The sequence below is a fragment of the Nocardia elegans NBRC 108235 genome, assembly GCF_001612845.1.
GTDB lineage: Bacteria > Actinomycetota > Actinomycetes > Mycobacteriales > Mycobacteriaceae > Nocardia > Nocardia nova.
This window is the reverse complement of the sequence record NZ_BDBF01000009.1, coordinates 145,959-163,046: the sequence shown is the minus strand read 5'-3', so window position 1 is coordinate 163,046 and position 17,088 is coordinate 145,959. Positions and strand designations below refer to the sequence as shown.

Genomic DNA, 17,088 nt, shown 5'->3' with positions numbered 1-17,088 from the left:
AAGGAAACCGACATGTCAGCGGACCAGTACGGGCCGCGCCTAACGGTGCAGCAGGCCCAGGACCAGATGAGCAAGGCCCGCCACCGGGGGTACCGGCCCGCAGTGAGGAAGAAGGGCGTGGCGACCCGCAACCTGGAACGGGTCTTCTCCACCATCGTGACGGTGGACGGTCCCTCCAGCCGAGACATCGCGACGCTGTTGGACCTGTCCCCCGGCACGGTCAGCGCACTGGTGAGGGAGCTCGAGGAGCGCCAGCTGGTGCGCCTCAGCTCCGGCCGTGCCTCCTCTCAGGGAAGGAAGCCCAAACCCGTCGTCGTCGACCACCGCACCCGCCACACCTTCGGCTTCGAGATCTCCGCCGAGAAGGTGGTTGCGGTGGTCATGAATTTGGCCGGCGAGGCCGTTCTACGCGAAGTCCACGACTTCGGCGATGACGCGTGGACGGGCGGCAAGAAGTACGCCGGCTGGGTCGATGAGGACGTAGTCGTCGACACAATCCGGAGCATGTTCACCGCACTCAAACACCAACTCCTCGAACGCATCCGCGATCAGCACCCGGACGCGCTGGATCAGGGGCTCGACCCCGTGGTCGGGATCGGGGTGTCGCTGGGCGGCCACATCAATCGCCACACCGGCGAGGTGCGGTTCGCCCCCGACCTGCGCTGGAGCACCCCGGCGAACAGGATGGACGGGTGGGGCCCCTCGGTCCAGCTGCGCCAGCGGATCAGGGACGTGACCGGTGTCGACAAGGCCCGCATCGTGGTGGACAACGACGCCAACGGGCGCGCCGCCGCCTACGAACTCTATGGCGGCGGCGCCTACTTCGACGACGCGCCCTCGACCGTCGTCCTGGTCACCGAAGTGGGTGTCGGCGCCGCGCACTTCATCGACCACGAGATCTACCGCGGCGCCACTGGTAAGAGCCTGGAGCTGGGCAACATCCAGGTCAAGCCCGACGGCCTGCAATGCCGATGCGGTAGTAAGGGATGCCTGGAGGCCATGTCCACCCGCGACGCTATCCTCGGCGCCCTCGGCAGCGCGAAGGTCCACAGCCTCGAGGAGGCCCGCAAGCTCGCAGCGGACGGTCATAGCCAGGCCGTCCGGGCCTTCACGCAGGCCGGCACCTATCTGGGCGTCGGGCTTTCGATCTTGGTGAACCTGTTCGACACTTCTCGCATCGTTCTGACCGGCCCGGCCATCACCGCGGTCGCCGGGTCCGCCCCCGTCGTCTTCGACCAGCACTTCGACCGCGCCATGCGCGAAACGCTCCAGAGCAAGGGCTACAGCGAGGGCATCGACCCCGACAGCGTCGAAGTGATCGAGGAGACCGGCGAATGGAACGGTGCCCGCGGCGCGGCCTGCTTGGTCGTGCACGACATGATCACCGGCCACCTGGACCTGTGACACCCCGAGCCTGTCGGCCAGCCCGGCCGACACGAGGAAAGGAAGACTCGACAATGACCAGCACACGCGCCATCGGCCTGGACGTGGGGGGAACCAAGATCGCGGGAGGCGTCATCGACGGCGACGGCCAGATCCTGCACCGCCTGCAGATCCCCAGCCCCACCGACGAGGGCACCGACACCACCCTGGCCGCGCTCCTCGAACTGGTCGACAGCCTGCGAGCCGTACATCCCGAGGTCAGCTCAATCGGAGTCGGCGCGGCCGGGATGATCACCTGGCCCTCGGGCCGCATCCTCACCGCTCCCAACAACGCCTATCGCGATCTGCCCCTGCAGGAACTGCTCGCCGAGCGCACCGGCCTGCCGGCCGTGGTCGAGAACGACGCCAACGCGGCCGCCTGGGCCGAAGCGAAAGTAGGGGCCGGCGTCGGCTACCGCAACCTCATCGCAGTGACCGTCGGCACCGGCGTGGGCGGCGGACTGATCCTCGACGGCGCCCTCTACCGAGGACAGAACGGCATCGGCGCCGAAATCGGCCACCTGGTCGTCAACCCCAGCGGAAACATCAGGTGCGGCTGCGGGTCGGTGGGCTGCCTCGAAGCCCATGGCTCGGGCACCGCACTCGGCCGGCGAGGCCGGGAAACCGCGGCCACCGACCCCGGCGGGCTCCTCGCCACGCTCGCAGGCGGCGCCGACCGCGTCACCGGCGAGACGGTATTCACCGCGGCCCAACAGGGAGATCCCAAAGCACGCAGCCTGTTCGACGAACTCGGCTACTGGCTCGGTGCCGGCCTGGCCAGCCTGGTCAACGTCTTCGACCCTCAAGTCATCGTCATCAGCGGCGGCCTGGTCGCCACCCGCGACTATCTTTATCCCCCCACCAACGCCAGCTTCAGCGAACACGTCTTCGCGGGCCCCCACCGCACGCTCCCCCCGATCATCCCCGCCCAACTCGGCGCCGAGTCCGGCCTGGTCGGCGCCGCGCTGCTGGCCATGGAACGCCAACAACAAACCGTCCTCGCCGCCTAGCACCGGCCGAACAGCCGGTGGCTGAAGACCGCTCGCCGTCCTCAGCCACCGGCTCGCCGATAGATAAGTTTCGACTTCAGGTCGCTGCAGACACAGCGCACGCAATGCCGCCCTTACGGGCCGCTCATTCTGTCGGCGTGGGCTGCACCCCCGGCACCACAGCCCGGGACCATGCTGGCGGGTCAGCCGGAGTCAGTCTTGTTGGGTGAGTTTGGCGTTGAGTTCGAGGGCTTCGGCGAGCTGGTCTTCGAGGATGATGATCCGGCAGGCCGCCTCGAGGGGGGTGCCGTGGTCGACGAGTTCGCGGGCGCGGGCGGCGATACGCAGCTGGTAGCGCGAGTAGCGGCGGTGCCCGCCGGCGGAGCGTTGCGGGGTGATCAGTTTCGCCTCGTCCAGACTGCGCAGGAACGCTTGGGTGGTGCCGAGCATGTCCGCGGCCCGGCCCATCGTGTAGGCGGGGTAGTCGTCGTCGTCGAACTTCTCGTTCGCGGTGGGTGATTCAGAAATCGTGCGGCCTCCATACGCCGAAGCGCCCCGGCGCATGGGACACCGGGGCGCTGAAAGGGGGGAATGTACTTTCGTCTTCCGACATGTAACCGAAGCGTCGGCGATCACACGGACCAGATGTGCTTCCGAGTGACCCGACGGGCAACTCCTCCCTTCTCCTCACGGGTTACTTCAACTTTCCGTTCCACTTCATTTCTTGCCCGGCGGGCGGCGAGACCGTCGTACTTGCTGGTCCCGCAACCGCGCCCGCCGTCTTCCCTCTCACGGGCAGTTCATCATCTCCCGTGCCATCAGAACACTTTCTTTACTTACGACGAGACAGAAGTTACCGCACTGCTCAATGAATGTCTACTGTTACCACTACAGCTTTTTGGATCCGTCTCGGCGCGCCGTCACGCTGGGGCGCGGGGTGTGGCATGGTGGAGGGTGGGTACGGGTTGTTGCAGTGATCGCCCGGCTCGCAACAGGAAGTTACGAAAAGTACATGTCACAAGGCACCGTGAAGTGGTTCAACGGCGAAAAGGGCTTCGGATTCATCGCCCAGGACGAGGGCGGCCCCGACGTTTTCGTCCACTACTCCGAGATTTCCGGCTCCGGCTTCAAGTCCCTGGATGAGGGCCAGCGAGTCGAGTTCGAGGTCGGCCAAGGCCAGAAGGGCCCGCAGGCCCAGAGCGTCCGCGCCATCTAGAGCCGACAGAAGTGAAGCCCGCACCGATGGTGCGGGCTTCCTTGCTTTCCGGCCCCCTCGTCTTCAGTTCACTCGTGGTCGGGAGTGAGGTAAAGCACCAGATGACAACACGCGAGGCACAGCAATCAGGTAGGTGGAGCGTGGTGTGGGGACTGTGCGGCGGTGTCGCAGTCGCGGTGATCTACGTCCCGATCACGATCGCGCTGCAGCATGCACTCAACGTCCCGGAACCGACTGCCGTACCGCGCCACCTACGAGCCCCGCACACCGGTGCGGTCTCACCGGCGTACTCGGCATTGCTGCTCCTCGCGCCGGCTGCTGTGTTCGCTATGTTCGGGCGGACCCGCCGCATCGCGGCGGGATACGCTCTGATCGCCACCTTGATCGGCGGCGTCCTGGCCGCGGCCGTCATCTCGATGGACGTGGGCGGCTTCGCACCCAACTGACCATGTCGGACCCGCCTCACCCGTCGGTGATCCTTCACCGTAGGCCGAGCGACACCGGCAGCCATCCGTGCTTCCGACACCACAGGCACTTTCGCTCGTTTCTGGCATGTCGGCGCAGCCGTCAGCCTCGGCCACTGGATCGGCGACGAACAACCGGCCAGATAACGCCGAAGATCCTGCGCCATCCATCGCCGAACGTCACACCAGGACGGCCCCACCTGACGAGTGTCGATAAAACGTGTCGAAAAGTGTTGGCGTCCAACAAGTCTTGTCGGACCTTTCTCGTACAGTCCCGGGCATGACCGACACTCTCGACTCGCGGCCGGCGCTCACCCTCGACGGTGATGTCCTCGATCCGATCGGTGGTGGTGGCGCGCTCGTCGGCTACGGGCGTGTTTCGACCAAGGGCCAGACCGCGACCGCCAGATCCGTGCCCTGCACGACGCCGGATGCCAGAAGGTGTTCACGGACAAGAAGTCCGGGAAGAACGTCGAGCGTGAGGAGTTGTGGCGCTGCCTCGACTACCTGCGGCCCGGTGACACGTTGGTGGTGCCGTCGCTGGACCGGCTCGGCCGGTCCCTGCAGGACCTGATCCAGGTCGTGACCGGACTCCGTAAGCGCGGCATCGGATTCCGGTCACTGCACGAAGCCCTCGACACCACCACGCCCGGCGGGCGCCTGGTGTTCCACGTCTTCGCCGCGCTCGCCGAGTTCATCCGCGAACTGATCGTCGATGGCACCAACGAGGGCCTGGCCGCCGCCCGCGCCCGAGGGCAGCGCCTCGGCCGACCGCCGGCCATGAACGCCGAGCAGATCCGCCAGGCCCGCGCGATGCTCAGCACGAACGGGTCAATCAGCTTCATTTGCCGCTCCTGACGCGATCCTTACCGGCACCCCAAGTTGCGGGCATTCTTCTTCACGACTACGTCGTCGTTCCTGGCAGGAAAGGCCGGAACTGGGCTAACCCCGAAGCGATAAAGCGGTCCGCCATCGCGGTAGACAGTAACTACGGTTTGGGCCTCTTGGAGGGCGGCATCATGCGTGCCAAGCGCGCGGGTTGGGGTGCCGGTAAGGATCGTGTCACCAGCCGCAAATGAGGGTTGGTCTAAGCCGGGGCGGACGTGACCGCCTCGGCCTCGACCCGCGCGCAGTCGCACGGGCCACGATCGGCAAGCCCGTACATCGCCGTGGAGAGCAGGCGGGCGACCAGATCGGACGGTTCGACCGACCGTTCGGCCGCCCAGGCGAGTCCGAGGGCCAGTGAGATGACCTCGCTGACGGTAACGTCGGGCCGGACCGAGCCGGTCTGCTGCGCGCGTTCCAGCAGTCGCCCACCCGCGGAGCGCATTTGGGCGCAGGAGGCATGCAGTACCGATTCCTCATCCGCCAGAGCGTTCATGATCGATTCCGGCAGACCTTGATACGTCGCGGACTCGGCGGCCAACTCGGCAAGCCACGTCAGGAGCGCGTCGCCTGACGCGGGTGCGGTGAGGAGAGTCTCGGCCCGGGTGCCGAGTGCGTCGAAGTTGGCGTTGAGGAGGGCTTCGAGCAACGCTTCGCGGGTAGGGAAGTGGCGATAGAGCGTCCCGATGCCGACACCCGCGCGACGGGCTATGTCACGCAGCGATGCGTCCGTGCCGTGCTCGGCTACGGCTTCCCTGGCCGCACTCAGGAGCAGGTCGCGATTTTTGCTGGCGTTGGCACGAGACGGCTGCGGCACGATCGACACCTCACTCAAATCGGAGCAGTACTCCGTTGACTATCGGAGCACCGCTCCGTAAGCTGGCGGAGCAGTGCTCCGGTGCGTATTCACGGGGCACGTCAGATTCTACCGGAGCGACGCTCCGGCGGATCCCAGATTTGGAGAGCGGTTGTCCTGCTGGTTCGCCATTGATCGAGACCTACTCGGCAGTCCGGGGGTTGCGCGAGGGCGGACATCCTGTGTGAGGCCGCGACCCAGGGCCATGGACGCATCGTCCGGACTCAGATCAGGTCCGGGGTCGGTACAGGACCCACTGCGCAACACCTCACCGCACCAGAACGACCGGAAAGGACAGGAAACATGCGCGCGATCATCGTCACCCGACCAGGACAAGCAGACGGATTCGGAGTGGAGGAACTTCCCGATCCCGAACCTGCCGCGGGGCAGATCCGCATCAGGATGGTGGGGGCCGCGGTCAACCCGGCCGACCTTCATCTCATCGACGGCTGGGGCCGTGCAATGGCGGGAGTTGCCCCTGAGCGCCGCCTCGGGGTGGGACTGGACGTTGCAGGCGTCGTCGACATGGCAGGCCCGAACGTCCACGATCTCGGCGTCGGCACGCCGGTGGCGGCTCTGACTTTTCCCCACGCCCCCTACTCCGCTGCCGGAACAGCGGCCGAGTACGTGATCGTGCCGGCGGCGGACGCGGCACCGGTGCCCAACGGTCTCGACCTGCTGGACGCGGCCACCGTCCCGCTCAATTCACTGACCGCCGACCAGCTGCTGGCCCGGCTCGGCCCCGCTGAGGGCAGGCGCCTGCTGGTCACGGGCGCGGCCGGAGGAGTCGGTGGATACGCGGTCGGCCTCGCGGCACTTGCCGGCTGGGCTGTCACGGCTCTGGCCCGCCCCTCCGACACCGATTTCCTGATCCGGGCCGGGGCGGTAGCGACGATCACACGTCTGGAGGAAGCTGCGGACTTCGACGCGGTACTGGATGGCGCGCGGCTGAACGGCGCGGCCCTGCGGGCTGTCCGCGACGGGGGAATCTATGCCGGCGTCTTTCCCGGCTTGGAGCCCAAACCTGAGCGTGGCATCACGATCACCAGCGGGGTAGTCGTCCCCGACGGCCATCGGCTGCGCGAAATACTTGGGCTGACCGCCCAGCAAAAGCTGGCAGCCCGTCGCGCCGGCACTGTCTCGTTGGAGAATGCGGCCCAGGCTTACCAAGCTTTGCGCGACGGCGGACAACGGGGCCGATGGGTGCTGACGCCCTGACTCAGGACTGTTCGAACGCGCCAGGCCCTGAGCCGGCGATCAGCAACCACGTCGCAGCCGAGCCTCTCTAATCCGTGCCCAAGAACTCGGTTAGAGAATGGGTGGCGTGTCGGTTTGGTTTGCCGGACAGGGCTTTTCGCACTGTTTGGTGTGGTGGAAGAGGTGGTCGGTGATGAGTTGTGGGCCAGGTTGGAGCCGTTGATCCCGCTGCGGCAGCGTAGGTTTCGCAATCCGGGACGACGTACGACCTCTGACCGCGCGGCGTTGGAAGGGATCCTGTTCGTGGCGCGTACCGGGATCGGGTGGAACCGGTTCGCGGTGGCCAGTGACGCGCCGGATGTCGGGCTGAGGCGGCCTGCTCTGTCATCGGCGGCAGGATCGGAGTGTTCTATGCTGGGGTGGCCGCGCAGCGGGTCCGCATTACTACTTGAGGATTTCCAGCATCCGCCCTCCCAGAACCGCAGCGGAGTGTGGGTTTTGGCCGGTGACGAGGTTACGGTCCTCGACCATGTAGGGCTCCCAGATGGGGCCGCGGCTGTAGTTGACCTTGACCTTCTCTTTCAGGTCCGTCTCCAGCAGCCACGTGGCCCGTGAGGCGAGGCCGACGGCCTCTTCCTCCTCGTTGGAGAAGGCGGTGACGTTGTAGCCCTGGAAGGGCGAAACGCCGTGGATCCTGGTGGCCAGCATCGCGGACGGTGCGTGGCACACGATGAACAGCGGGTTGCCCGACTCCAGCTGCGCCGTGAGCAGGCGGCCAGCATCGGCGTCGAACGCCAGGTCGGCCATGGGGCCGTGGCCGCCTGGCAAGTAGACCGCCACGTAGTCCTCCAGGCGCACGTCCGACAGCTCGAGCGGCCGACGCATGGCCTCCGCGTCGCGGATGATCGCCTCCAGGTCCAGCGCGGCCTGTTCGCCCCCTGTCATCGCGGGGCGCAGGCTCATCATGTCGACGTTCGGCGTGGTGCCGCCCGGGGTGGCGACGACGACTTCGTAGCCTGCGTCGGTAAGCATCTTGTAGGGGTTGGCGAACTCCTCGGCCCAGTAACCGGTCGCGTACCTCGTGCCGTCCTTGAGCACCCAGTACGTGGCCCCGCTCACGATGAACAAGATCTTCGGCTTCGACATGACACACTCCTCTCCGATCGGCCCCTTCCTCCAGCCTGACACCCGAACCGTCTCGGCGCTCGTGCCCAGCCATCTCGAAACCTTGGATTCGAGACAGCGGAGGCTGGCGGTCGAGGGTCCCGGAAGCGGCAGATCCCGAGGTCTCAGATTCTGATCTCGATATCGCGAACGGCCGAACGGAATGCCCGGCGCGCTCCTGGCCTCCGATAAGTGGGCGATCTCGGCGACCAGTCACCGAGATCGCCTGTGCCGTCTATGTTTCGGCGAGAATCAGCCAGGTGATCGCACAAAGGGGACGAAGAGTGCTCCGGTCCGCCAGGATGGGCGTGGGCCGGTTCGCCGCGAACGGGTTGTTGTGGTCTGTCCCCCGGCACCCTGCGCACCTACACCCACTTCCACCGCCTCGAAGCCGACTGGGGCACAGGCCGACTCGACGAACCATCGGAAGCCGACATCGAAGACATGGCGCGCACGATCCAAGCCACCGCCCGCACGACCCGTTCCTCCCGGGGCGGCACCGGAGCCGTCGAGAACTTCGTCGGCGCACTGCGATGCATCTACCGCTTCGCCGAAAACAGCGCCTGGATCCGCCCCCGCGACAACTCGGCCCGCGGCATCGCCAAACCGGTCAGGCGAGCATCCCACCGCTACGCCATCCCCTCAGGCGATAGTCAACAATTCTGAAAATGGGTCCCTGCCTGCGCGTACGCCAACTTTGCACAACTGTCGACGTTCGAATGCTCATTCGACAGCGGTTGACGGGCAGGGAATAGTTCAAAGTTAGTTGTGAGCCTGCGCCGGATCTCATTGGCGTGTCGAAACGTGACACGCCGAGAAGTTCACAGCCACAGCAAATAGTCCGCAATCAATACTCGGGCTCGCACGTCGCGGCGACCGCGCACGCGCGTGCCCCAACAGTCGGCCAAAGGCCGCTCCGGCACCGATCCCCCGGATGGACGAAGAGGTGTCACTGACAGCAGTTGGGGTCCAAGACCACACATAAGGCCGCGAGGGCGTCACGCTTGGCGCGGTGGACGACCTTCATGCCGATGCGTTCGGAGTCGACGAGACCGGCATTGCGCAGCTGCGAAAGATGGTGACTCACAGTGGATTCCGACAATCCGACCGCAGCGGCGAGATCGCCACCGTTCTCACCGGAGTCGGGACTGGCCAGCAGGAGCGACATCAGTTTCACCCGCACCGGGTCGGCGAGAGCCTTGAGCCGCAGCGCGACCTCGAGGGCGGCAGCATCGTCGACCGGGCCCGCGGCCACGGGCGCGCAGCACACCGGCGCGGACATATCGATCACGGGCAGAGCCTTGGGCATGCCACCACTCTATCCAAGGGATTGACATATGTCGAAAAGGTGGCAGACTCCATCTCGTCCAGCTTTTCGATATATGTCTCACTATGGAGGTTCTCATGTCTCGCGTGCAACTTGCCCTCAACGTCGACGACCTCGAGCAGGCGATCACCTTCTACTCCACGCTGTTCAATACCGAACCGGCCAAGCGCAAGCCCGGTTACGCCAACTTCGCCATCGAGCAGCCCCCGTTGAAGCTGGTCCTGCTGGAGAACACCGGCCAGGGCGGCACGATCAACCACCTCGGGGTCGAGGTGGAAACCTCCGAGCAGGTCCACGGCGAGATCGCACGACTGTCGGAGGCCGGACTGTTCACCGAGGAGCAGATCGCGACCACGTGTTGTTTCGCCACCCAGGACAAGGTCTGGGTCACCGGCCCGAATGCCGAGAAGTGGGAGGTCTATACTGTCCTCGCCGACACCGAGAACTTCGGCACCGCACCGGATTTCGCCACCGGAGACGCCGAGGCCGTACAGGCGTGCTGCGGCACCGCCGCCGCACCGACCGCCGAGACCGCTGTCGACGATTCCGCCGCGTGCTGCACCAGTGAGGCGAAGGAGAAGGCGATCGCTTCCGGAGCCGGCTGCTGCAGCTGATCCGCGCGGCGGGTGTCGATGCGGCCGTGACCAGCGGCCGCGTCCGACTGCTCTGCGGTGGTTTGCGGTGGCGGAGTGCCGATGCGGCGGGATCACGGCCCGCTTGCGGTGGCCGCGCGGGACGGTCGAGTGAGTGCGGCGAGTGCGGGGATGCCGACGGGTTCTTCGGCGAGCGCGGGGATGACCGCGTAGCGGTCGGTGTAGGTGGTGGCCTTATGTATCTGGTCGAGTTCGGCGGCGGCGCGGCGGCGTAGCAGTGGGTCGGTGGGTGCGGCGGCGGCGAGGCTGTTGTCGATGACCCACGCCCAGGGGTGGATGCCGGCGCGTTCGAGATCGGCTTGCAGTTCGGCGGCCTCCAGAACCGGGGTGGTTTCGGGCAAGGTGACCAGCAGGACCTTGGTGGCGTCGGGGTTCTGCAGCCGCATCAGCGGGGTGACGAACCGGGTGCCGGGCGCCATCTGGCGCACGATGTCGCGGTGGTAGGAGCCGGTGGCGTCGAGCAACAACAGGGTGTGGCCGGTAGGTGCGGTGTCGATGACGACGAACCGGCGCCGGGATTCGGCGATGACGTGTGAAAACGCTTGGAAGACAGCGACTTCGTCGGTGCACGGTGAGCGCAGATCTTCCTCGAGCGCGGCGCGGCCGGCGTCGTCCAGGCCGGCGCCTTTACCGGCCATCACCCGGGCGCGGTAGTCGGCGACCGCGCGGGCCGGGTCGATCCGCGAGACCTGCAGGTGTTCCAGCGTTCCCGCGACGGTGTCGGCGAGATCACCGGCGGGATCGGTGGTCGACAGGTGCACATCATGGCCACGCTCGGCCAGGGCGACAGCGACCGCGGCGGCCACGGTGGTTTTGCCCACCCCACCTTTGCCCATGCTCATGATCAGGCACGGCCCGTCGCGTTCGATCTGATCGATGAGCGCGGCCAGCGGCGCATCGGCGACCGCCGCAACGACTGCCTCGGGTGCCGTGCCGGAAGCGGATTGCGGTGGTGTCGGGTCGAACAGAGTCGTCAGCGCGTCGGTGCCGACGATGTTGGTGGCTTTGAGGTCGACCAGATCCCGGGGCAGCTCCCGGACCTCGGCGGGCATGGCCTCGATCGCGGCGCGTTCTCGGCGGCGGGTCGCGGCCACCAGTGGATCACCGGAATCGGCGGTGTCGGGCAGGACACCGTTGAGCACCACATACTGATCGGCGAGCCCGACACTGGCCAACTCGCTACGGGTGCGGGCGATCTCGGCCAGCGTCGAGCGTGAGGGGCGGGCCACCAGCACCAAGCGGGTGCGGTGCGGGTCGGCCAACGCGTCGACCGCGGCGGCGTAGACCGCTTTCTGCTTGTCCAGTCCCGACAGCGGGCCCAGGCAGCTCGCCTCACCGCCGCCGGTGAGGAACTGGCTCCAATTGCCCGGCAACTGCAACAGCCGGATGGTGTGCCCGGTGGGAGCGGTGTCGAACAACACGTGGTCGTAGGCGCTGGTTTCGTCGGTGAGCAGGGCGGTGAACTCGTTGAACGAGGCCACCTCGGTCGTGCACGAGCCCGACAACTGCTCGGTCATCGATGCGATATCGGCCTCCGGCAGCGCGCCGCGCATCGGCGCGAGAATCCGCTCACGATAGGCGGCCACGGCCTGCTCCGGATCGATCTCCAGCGCCCACAACCCCGGCACACCGGCAATCGCGGTCACCGTGTTGCCGACCGTGACGCCGAACACCTGCCCGACATTCGAGGCCGGATCCGTCGACACCAGCAGGACCCGCCGACCCGCCCGCGCCAACGCCACCGCCGCCGCGCACGCGATGGAGGTCTTGCCAACCCCGCCCTTGCCGGTGAAGAACACGAACCGCGGTACACCCGCGAGAAACTTCATCTCACCCACCGGATACCTCCACAACCGTCGAACCACGCATTCCCTATTCGACCGCGATCACCGACCGCGGCGGCAGAGTCGAACGTCCCGCCCGGCGGGACCGGCGACGGACCACCGGCTCTTCGCCCGAAGCTTGTCACTCGACGTTCATTTGCCCTCCAGTATCGATATCAGTCAATATCGATATATGTCTAAACCAGAGGTGCCGGTAGCCGTGCCGGTCGGCTGCGACCCCACTCCCACGGTGGGACACGCGTTGAGCGGTGCGGAGGCGGCCGAGTTCGCGGTGATGTTCAAAGCCCTCGCCGACCCGGTCCGACTCCGGGTGCTCTCGGCGATCGCCGCCCGCGCCGGCGGCGAAGCCTGCGTGTGCGATGTGTCCGACGGGCTGGATGTCACCCAGCCGACCATCTCCCACCATTTGAAGGTGCTGCGCGAGGCCGGGCTGGTCACCAGCGAACGCCGCGCCTCCTGGGTGTACTACCGCGTCGTGCCGCGAGCCCTGGACCGCTTGTCGCTCGTGCTGGGCCGCTGTTCCGGATCGGAGGTCCCGGCATGACGACAACAGAACACGCCGATCACCCGGCGGTGGTCGGGAGGTTGTCGACGCTGGACCGGTTCCTGCCGGTCTGGATCGGTGTCGCGATGGCCGCGGGCCTGCTACTGGGGCGTTTGATCCCCGGCCTCGGGGACGGTCTGTCCGCGGTCGAGGTCGACGGGATCAGCTTGCCGATCGCGATCGGGCTGCTGGTGATGATGTATCCGGTGCTGGCCAAGGTCCGCTACGACCGCCTCGATTCGGTCACCGGTGACCGCCGCCTGCTCGTCGGCTCGTTGGTGCTGAACTGGCTGATCGGGCCCGCGCTCATGTTCACCCTCGCCTGGCTGCTGCTGCCGGATCTGCCCGAGTACCGCACCGGGCTGATCATCGTCGGCCTCGCGAGATGCATTGCGATGGTGATCATCTGGAACGACCTCGCCTGCGGTGACCGCGAAGCCGCCGCCGTGCTGGTCGCCCTGAACTCGATCTTCCAGGTAGTCATGTTCGCCGTGCTCGGCTGGTTCTACCTCTCGGTCCTGCCCGGATGGCTCGGCCTGGAACGAACCACCATCGACACCTCACCGTGGCAGATCGCGAAATCGGTACTGATCTTCCTCGGCATCCCGCTGGTCGCCGGATTCCTCACCCGCCGATTGGGTGAGCGCGCTCGCGGGCGTGACTGGTACGAATCGAAACTCATACCGCGAATCGGCCCTTGGGCCCTCTACGGGTTGCTGTTCACGATCGTGATCCTGTTCGCCCTGCAAGGCCACCAAATCACCTCCCACCCCTGGGATGTCGCACGCATCGCGATCCCGCTGCTCGCCTACTTCGCGATCATGTGGGGAGGCGGGTACCTCTACGGCCGCCTGATCGGCCTCGGCTACGAACGCACCACCACCCTCGCGTTCACCGCCGCGGGCAACAACTTCGAACTCGCCATCGCCGTCGCGATCGCCACCTACGGCGCCACCTCCGGCCAAGCACTCGCCGGCGTCGTCGGCCCGCTGATCGAAGTCCCCGTCCTCGTCGGCCTCGTCTACGTCTCCCTCACCCTGCGCACACGCTTCACCCACACCACGACCGGCGCGTCGGCGGAGCCGACGCGGTGACCGCGACACCGTCGTCACCTACCTGCCACTGCCGGCCGAACGCTTCGCCCGCCAACGCCTGCGCGCACTGGCCGAGGCCGAAAGGCCACCCCGGCACCGAGACCCCGGCCGCGCTGTTCCTGTGCACCCACAACGCCGGACGCTCCCAAACGGCCCTCGAATTCTTCACCGCCCTCGTCGCCGACCTCGACCTCACCACCTAACCCCCTCAGTATTTCGAAAGGCCCTGCCCCGCTATGGCATCCACCCCCAGCGTGCTGTTCGTCTGCGTACACAACGCCGGACGCTCCCAAATGGCCCAAGGCTTCCTCACCCACCTCGCCGGCGACCGCGTCGAAGTCCGCTCCGCCGGAACCGAACCCGCCCACGCGATCAACCCCGCCGCCATCGAAGCCATGGCCGAGGTCGGAATCGACATCACCGCCCAAACCCCGAAAATCCTCACCCCCGACACCGTCCAAACCAGCGACATCGTCATCACCATGGGCTGCGGCGACAACTGCCCCTACTTCCCCGGCGTCGACTACCGCGACTGGAAACTCGACGACCCCGCCGGCCTCGGCGTCGACGCGGTCCGACCCATCCGCGACGACATCGAACGCCGCATCCGCGACCTACTCACCGAACTCGCCATCCCGACCACCGCATAGACGGCGACGACGGGCCGCTGCCGCCAACGCAGCGGCCCGCAACCGGTACTCGAATCCGAGCCCGCCCCACGGCTTGCATCCTGTACCTGGGTACAGACACGCCCCGACCATTGCCTGCTGCGGCCGCCGAATGCCGACAACCTCGCCGAAACCGGCACAGTCGGGGTTCCCGGTTCGCTCCGACGCCTCTCTCGCACCAGCTATTGTTCAGTTATCGATCCGTCCCGCATCGAGGCAGGAGTTGTCGTGCCGAAGCTGGAGATCAACAGAAAGTCCGAACTGTCGCGTGAAGAAGTGGCCGAGCGGCTCATCGCGATCGGACAGGCGCTTGCCGGTGGCTCCGAGGTGAAACTGGGATCCGGCGGGGACTCGATCGACATCGTCGTCCCCGAGCGCGTCCATGTGGAGCTCGAAATCGAGGTCGACGGCGACGAAACCGAAATCGAGATCGAGATCAGCTGGCGTGACGAAGCTACCGGTGATTCGACGATTTGAACCCGGCATGCCTGCTGTTCGTGCTTGCTGAATAGGACGAAGCGTCGACGGGCAACGTTCTCGCCGAGAAAGGCGACGGCGAGTTGCGGCAGGGAGCGCTATGAGCAAACTCGGACACCGAGCCATCGTCTGCGGGGCGAGTATGACCGGGCTGCTCGCCGCCCGGGTGCTGTCGGACTTTTACGAGGTGGTCACGCTCATCGAGCGGGACCCGCTGCCGGACGGTCCTGAGCAGCGGCGAGGTGTGCCCCAGGCACGGCATTTTCATGCTCTGCTGAGTAGGGGATCGAGCGTCCTGGATCAGCTGTTTCCCGGCGTGCTCGACGAACTCGTCGCCGCAGGCGCGAAAGTCCTGGCCAATGAGCCATCGCGGGTATATGTCCGGTTGGGCCGGCATGAGCTCGATGTCGCGGACAAGTTTGCCGACCCGGCATCGCTGGTCGTCTATCAACCCAGCCGACCATTCTTGGACTCCCATGTCAGGCGGCGAGTCCGCGCCATCGAGAACGTGAGAATTCTGGACAGCCATGCTGTCGTCGAGCCCACGACCGACCGCGACCGTCGGGTTACGGGCGCCCGGATAGTCAACCGCTACACGGGTGAGGAATCCGTGCTGGATGCCGACTTGGTGGTCGATGCGATGGGCCGCTCGGGGCATACGCCGGCGTTCCTCGACAACCTCGGCTGCGAGCGACCGATCGAGCAGAGCTACCCGGTGCATCTGAACTATGCCAGCCAATTTCTGCGGGTCCCCGCGGGCACGATCGGCGAGAAATTGGGTTTCTCGGTCAGTCCGCTGCCCGAACGACCGGCCGGGGTGGTGGCCGTGGCCTACGAGGACGACACCTGGATCCTGACCCTGTTCGGCGTAGGCGGGTACAAACTTCCCCGTGACCTGTCCGGCGTTATCGAATGCGCCGCGCAATTCGCGCCACCCACTCTGATCGACGCGCTGCGGTCCGCTGAGCCGCTCGGCGGGGTGTCCGCGCAGCATTACCCGGCCAGCACATGGAGACGCTATGACAAGATGCGTCGATTCCCCGCGGGGCTGCTGGTGATGGGCGATGCGATCTGCAGTTTCAACCCCGTATATATGCAGGGCATGACCATGGCCGCGCTGCAGGCCGTCGCGCTGCACGACTGCCTGGCCGATCGCGACGGAGCGGTGAGCCGGCGATTCTTCAAAGCGACCGCCAAACAGATCGCCCCGGTGTGGCGGGGAAATCGGTTCACCGATTTCACCGTGTCCCAGGGAGGTGGTTGGCGTCGCGTGCCGAGGCACTTGGTGAACTGGCCCATAGACAAGGCACAGGCTGCCGCCGCGAACGATCCGGCGGTCGCCGAAGCGGTCCTTCGAGTGATGCACTTCGTCGACCCACCGGCCCGGCTCGCGCGGCCCTCGTTCCTGATGCGGCTGGTCGCAGCCAACCGCCGAGCCGGAATGGCCACATCCACCGATAACGGTTCCCGTAGCGCGGGGTGAACGCTATGACCACGGAGACCTTCGACATCAACCGCATGCCGCGCGGCGGACCGGATGCGTCGTGGCTGGACAGGCGGTTGGAAACCGATCGTCTGGAGTACCTCGACCGTGACGACGTCGATGATCGGAAGCGCAAAATCATTCGTTCTCTGGACCGCGGAGAAAGGTTTTTCGGGATACATCGGAAGCTCGCGCGCATCGTGCTCGACGAGGTCACCGACGTGCGCGAGCCCAAGATCCTGGAACTCGGCTCCGGCCACGGAGGACTATCGCGCGCGCTGCTGGAGATGCATCCCACCGCCGACGTCACGGTCACCGACATCGAACCCGCCTCTGTCGCTGCGATCGCCGCCGGTGATTTGGGCAGTCATCCGCGGGCCACCGTGCGCGAGATGGACGCCACTGCCATCGACGCGCCCGACGGGTTCTACGACCTCGCCGTGTTCGTGCAGTCCCTGCACCATCTGCCACCACCGCTGGCTGCCCGGGTGTTCGCGGAAGGCACCCGCGCCGCCGCGAAACTGCTGATCATCGACTTGTCGCGTCCGCCTTCGTTACTGCACCTCGTCATGCTGGCGCCGGCGCTGCCGTTGGTGATCTTTCCGTACTGGCACGACGCGTTGATCAGCTCGTTGCGCGCCTACGGCCCGTCGGCGCTGCGCGCGTTGGCCCGATACGCCGACCCGGCGATCACCCTCGACTTGCGCAGGCAGGCAGCCGTTCTCCCCGGAAGCCCCCAGATCGCGGTGGCCAGTTCTGCCCGATGAACATTCGATTGAACCGATCGGCATCGGGGTTCGTGACC

At 66.4% G+C, this 17,088-nt stretch carries 19 protein-coding genes and 2 pseudogenes; 16 read left to right on the top strand and 5 right to left on the bottom strand.

The features are described from left to right. Window positions 1–12: 12 nt before the first annotated feature. Together NE2_RS08005 and NE2_RS08000 are read left to right on the top strand one after the other, a co-directional pair. Window positions 13–1,404: an ROK family transcriptional regulator gene (locus NE2_RS08005; protein WP_167356715.1), complete on the top strand. Its 1,392-nt coding sequence runs from the start codon at window positions 13–15 to the stop codon at window positions 1,402–1,404. Window positions 1,405–1,457: 53 nt separating this feature from the next. Then, window positions 1,458–2,432 (top strand): ROK family protein, encoded by a 975-nt coding sequence (locus NE2_RS08000; protein ID WP_063025257.1) that lies wholly within the window; start codon window positions 1,458–1,460, stop codon window positions 2,430–2,432. Between the two features lie 192 nt (window positions 2,433–2,624). Here the strand turns inward: NE2_RS08000 and NE2_RS07995 are convergent, their stop codons facing one another. Further along, complete coding sequence (locus NE2_RS07995) at window positions 2,625–2,879, bottom strand: MerR family transcriptional regulator (RefSeq protein ID WP_218018575.1); 255 nt, start codon at window positions 2,877–2,879, stop codon at window positions 2,625–2,627. Window positions 2,880–3,423: 544 nt separating this feature from the next. Here NE2_RS07995 and NE2_RS07990 point away from each other — a divergent pair. The 3 genes from NE2_RS07990 to NE2_RS07980 all read left to right on the top strand — a co-directional run bounded on the left by NE2_RS07990 (window position 3,424) and on the right by NE2_RS07980 (window position 4,949). After that, on the top strand, window positions 3,424–3,627 hold the full coding sequence (locus NE2_RS07990; protein WP_030518586.1) for a cold-shock protein: 204 nt from the start codon (window positions 3,424–3,426) through the stop codon (window positions 3,625–3,627). A 101-nt stretch (window positions 3,628–3,728) separates the two neighbouring features. Continuing rightward, window positions 3,729–4,073, top strand: a complete 345-nt coding sequence (locus NE2_RS07985; RefSeq protein WP_146165342.1) for a hypothetical protein — start codon at window positions 3,729–3,731, stop codon at window positions 4,071–4,073. A 459-nt stretch (window positions 4,074–4,532) separates the two neighbouring features. Continuing rightward, a complete protein-coding gene (locus tag NE2_RS07980) occupies window positions 4,533–4,949 on the top strand; it encodes a recombinase family protein (RefSeq protein ID WP_233429706.1) in 417 nt (138 codons plus the stop codon). Between the two features lie 229 nt (window positions 4,950–5,178). Here the strand turns inward: NE2_RS07980 and NE2_RS07975 are convergent, their stop codons facing one another. After that, the gene (locus NE2_RS07975) at window positions 5,179–5,802 is read right to left on the bottom strand and encodes a TetR/AcrR family transcriptional regulator (RefSeq protein WP_233429712.1); all 624 of its coding nucleotides are present in this window, start codon (window positions 5,800–5,802) and stop codon (window positions 5,179–5,181) included. A 333-nt stretch (window positions 5,803–6,135) separates the two neighbouring features. Between NE2_RS07975 and NE2_RS07970 the strand changes: the two genes are divergently transcribed. Continuing rightward, a complete protein-coding gene (locus tag NE2_RS07970) occupies window positions 6,136–7,050 on the top strand; it encodes an NADP-dependent oxidoreductase (RefSeq protein WP_063909310.1) in 915 nt (304 codons plus the stop codon). Between the two features lie 150 nt (window positions 7,051–7,200). After that, window positions 7,201–7,350, top strand: a pseudogene (locus NE2_RS37625) (transposase); the annotation flags it as partial. A gap of 123 nt (window positions 7,351–7,473) precedes the next feature. On the opposite strand, the gene NE2_RS07965 reads toward NE2_RS37625, so the two are convergent. Continuing rightward, the gene (locus NE2_RS07965) at window positions 7,474–8,175 is read right to left on the bottom strand and encodes a type 1 glutamine amidotransferase domain-containing protein (RefSeq protein ID WP_063025247.1); all 702 of its coding nucleotides are present in this window, start codon (window positions 8,173–8,175) and stop codon (window positions 7,474–7,476) included. Between the two features lie 462 nt (window positions 8,176–8,637). Here NE2_RS07965 and NE2_RS07960 point away from each other — a divergent pair, with 462 nt between their 5' ends. Continuing rightward, window positions 8,638–8,859, top strand: coding sequence for a hypothetical protein (locus NE2_RS07960; protein ID WP_063025245.1), 222 nt, complete (start codon window positions 8,638–8,640; stop codon window positions 8,857–8,859). A gap of 283 nt (window positions 8,860–9,142) precedes the next feature. Here NE2_RS07960 and NE2_RS07955 read toward each other — a convergent pair whose 3' ends face one another. After that, entirely contained in the window at window positions 9,143–9,502 is a 360-nt protein-coding gene (locus tag NE2_RS07955) for an Rv2640c family ArsR-like transcriptional regulator (RefSeq protein ID WP_063025243.1), read from the bottom strand. A 95-nt stretch (window positions 9,503–9,597) separates the two neighbouring features. Between NE2_RS07955 and NE2_RS07950 the strand changes: the two genes are divergently transcribed. Next, window positions 9,598–10,134 (top strand): ArsI/CadI family heavy metal resistance metalloenzyme, encoded by a 537-nt coding sequence (locus NE2_RS07950; RefSeq protein WP_063025385.1) that lies wholly within the window; start codon window positions 9,598–9,600, stop codon window positions 10,132–10,134. A 92-nt stretch (window positions 10,135–10,226) separates the two neighbouring features. Here the strand turns inward: NE2_RS07950 and arsA are convergent, their stop codons facing one another. Then, a complete protein-coding gene (arsA, locus tag NE2_RS07945) occupies window positions 10,227–12,002 on the bottom strand; it encodes an arsenical pump-driving ATPase (RefSeq protein WP_063025241.1) in 1,776 nt (591 codons plus the stop codon). Between the two features lie 187 nt (window positions 12,003–12,189). On the opposite strand from arsA, the gene NE2_RS07940 reads away from it, so the two are divergent. From NE2_RS07940 to NE2_RS07910, 7 genes and pseudogenes are all read left to right on the top strand, one after another. Then, window positions 12,190–12,561, top strand: coding sequence for an ArsR/SmtB family transcription factor (locus NE2_RS07940; RefSeq protein ID WP_063025238.1), 372 nt, complete (start codon window positions 12,190–12,192; stop codon window positions 12,559–12,561). Next, on the top strand, window positions 12,558–13,655 hold the full coding sequence (gene arsB, locus NE2_RS07935) for an ACR3 family arsenite efflux transporter (protein WP_063025236.1): 1,098 nt from the start codon (window positions 12,558–12,560) through the stop codon (window positions 13,653–13,655). Before NE2_RS07940 ends, arsB begins: the two co-directional genes overlap by 4 nt. Beyond that, window positions 13,652–13,858, top strand: a complete 207-nt coding sequence (locus NE2_RS37620; RefSeq protein WP_063025235.1) for a hypothetical protein — start codon at window positions 13,652–13,654, stop codon at window positions 13,856–13,858. The genes arsB and NE2_RS37620 overlap by 4 nt, the downstream gene beginning before the upstream one ends. A gap of 33 nt (window positions 13,859–13,891) precedes the next feature. Then, a complete protein-coding gene (locus tag NE2_RS07925; protein ID WP_063025233.1) occupies window positions 13,892–14,305 on the top strand; it encodes an arsenate reductase ArsC in 414 nt (137 codons plus the stop codon). 246 nt (window positions 14,306–14,551) lie between these two features. Beyond that, window positions 14,552–14,794 (top strand): annotated as a pseudogene (locus NE2_RS07920) (amphi-Trp domain-containing protein); the annotation flags it as partial. Between the two features lie 148 nt (window positions 14,795–14,942). Continuing rightward, entirely contained in the window at window positions 14,943–16,283 is a 1,341-nt protein-coding gene (locus NE2_RS07915; protein WP_174553917.1) for an FAD-dependent oxidoreductase, read from the top strand. A 5-nt stretch (window positions 16,284–16,288) separates the two neighbouring features. Then, complete coding sequence (locus tag NE2_RS07910; RefSeq protein WP_063025227.1) at window positions 16,289–17,050, top strand: class I SAM-dependent methyltransferase; 762 nt, start codon at window positions 16,289–16,291, stop codon at window positions 17,048–17,050. Window positions 17,051–17,088 lie beyond the last annotated feature (38 nt).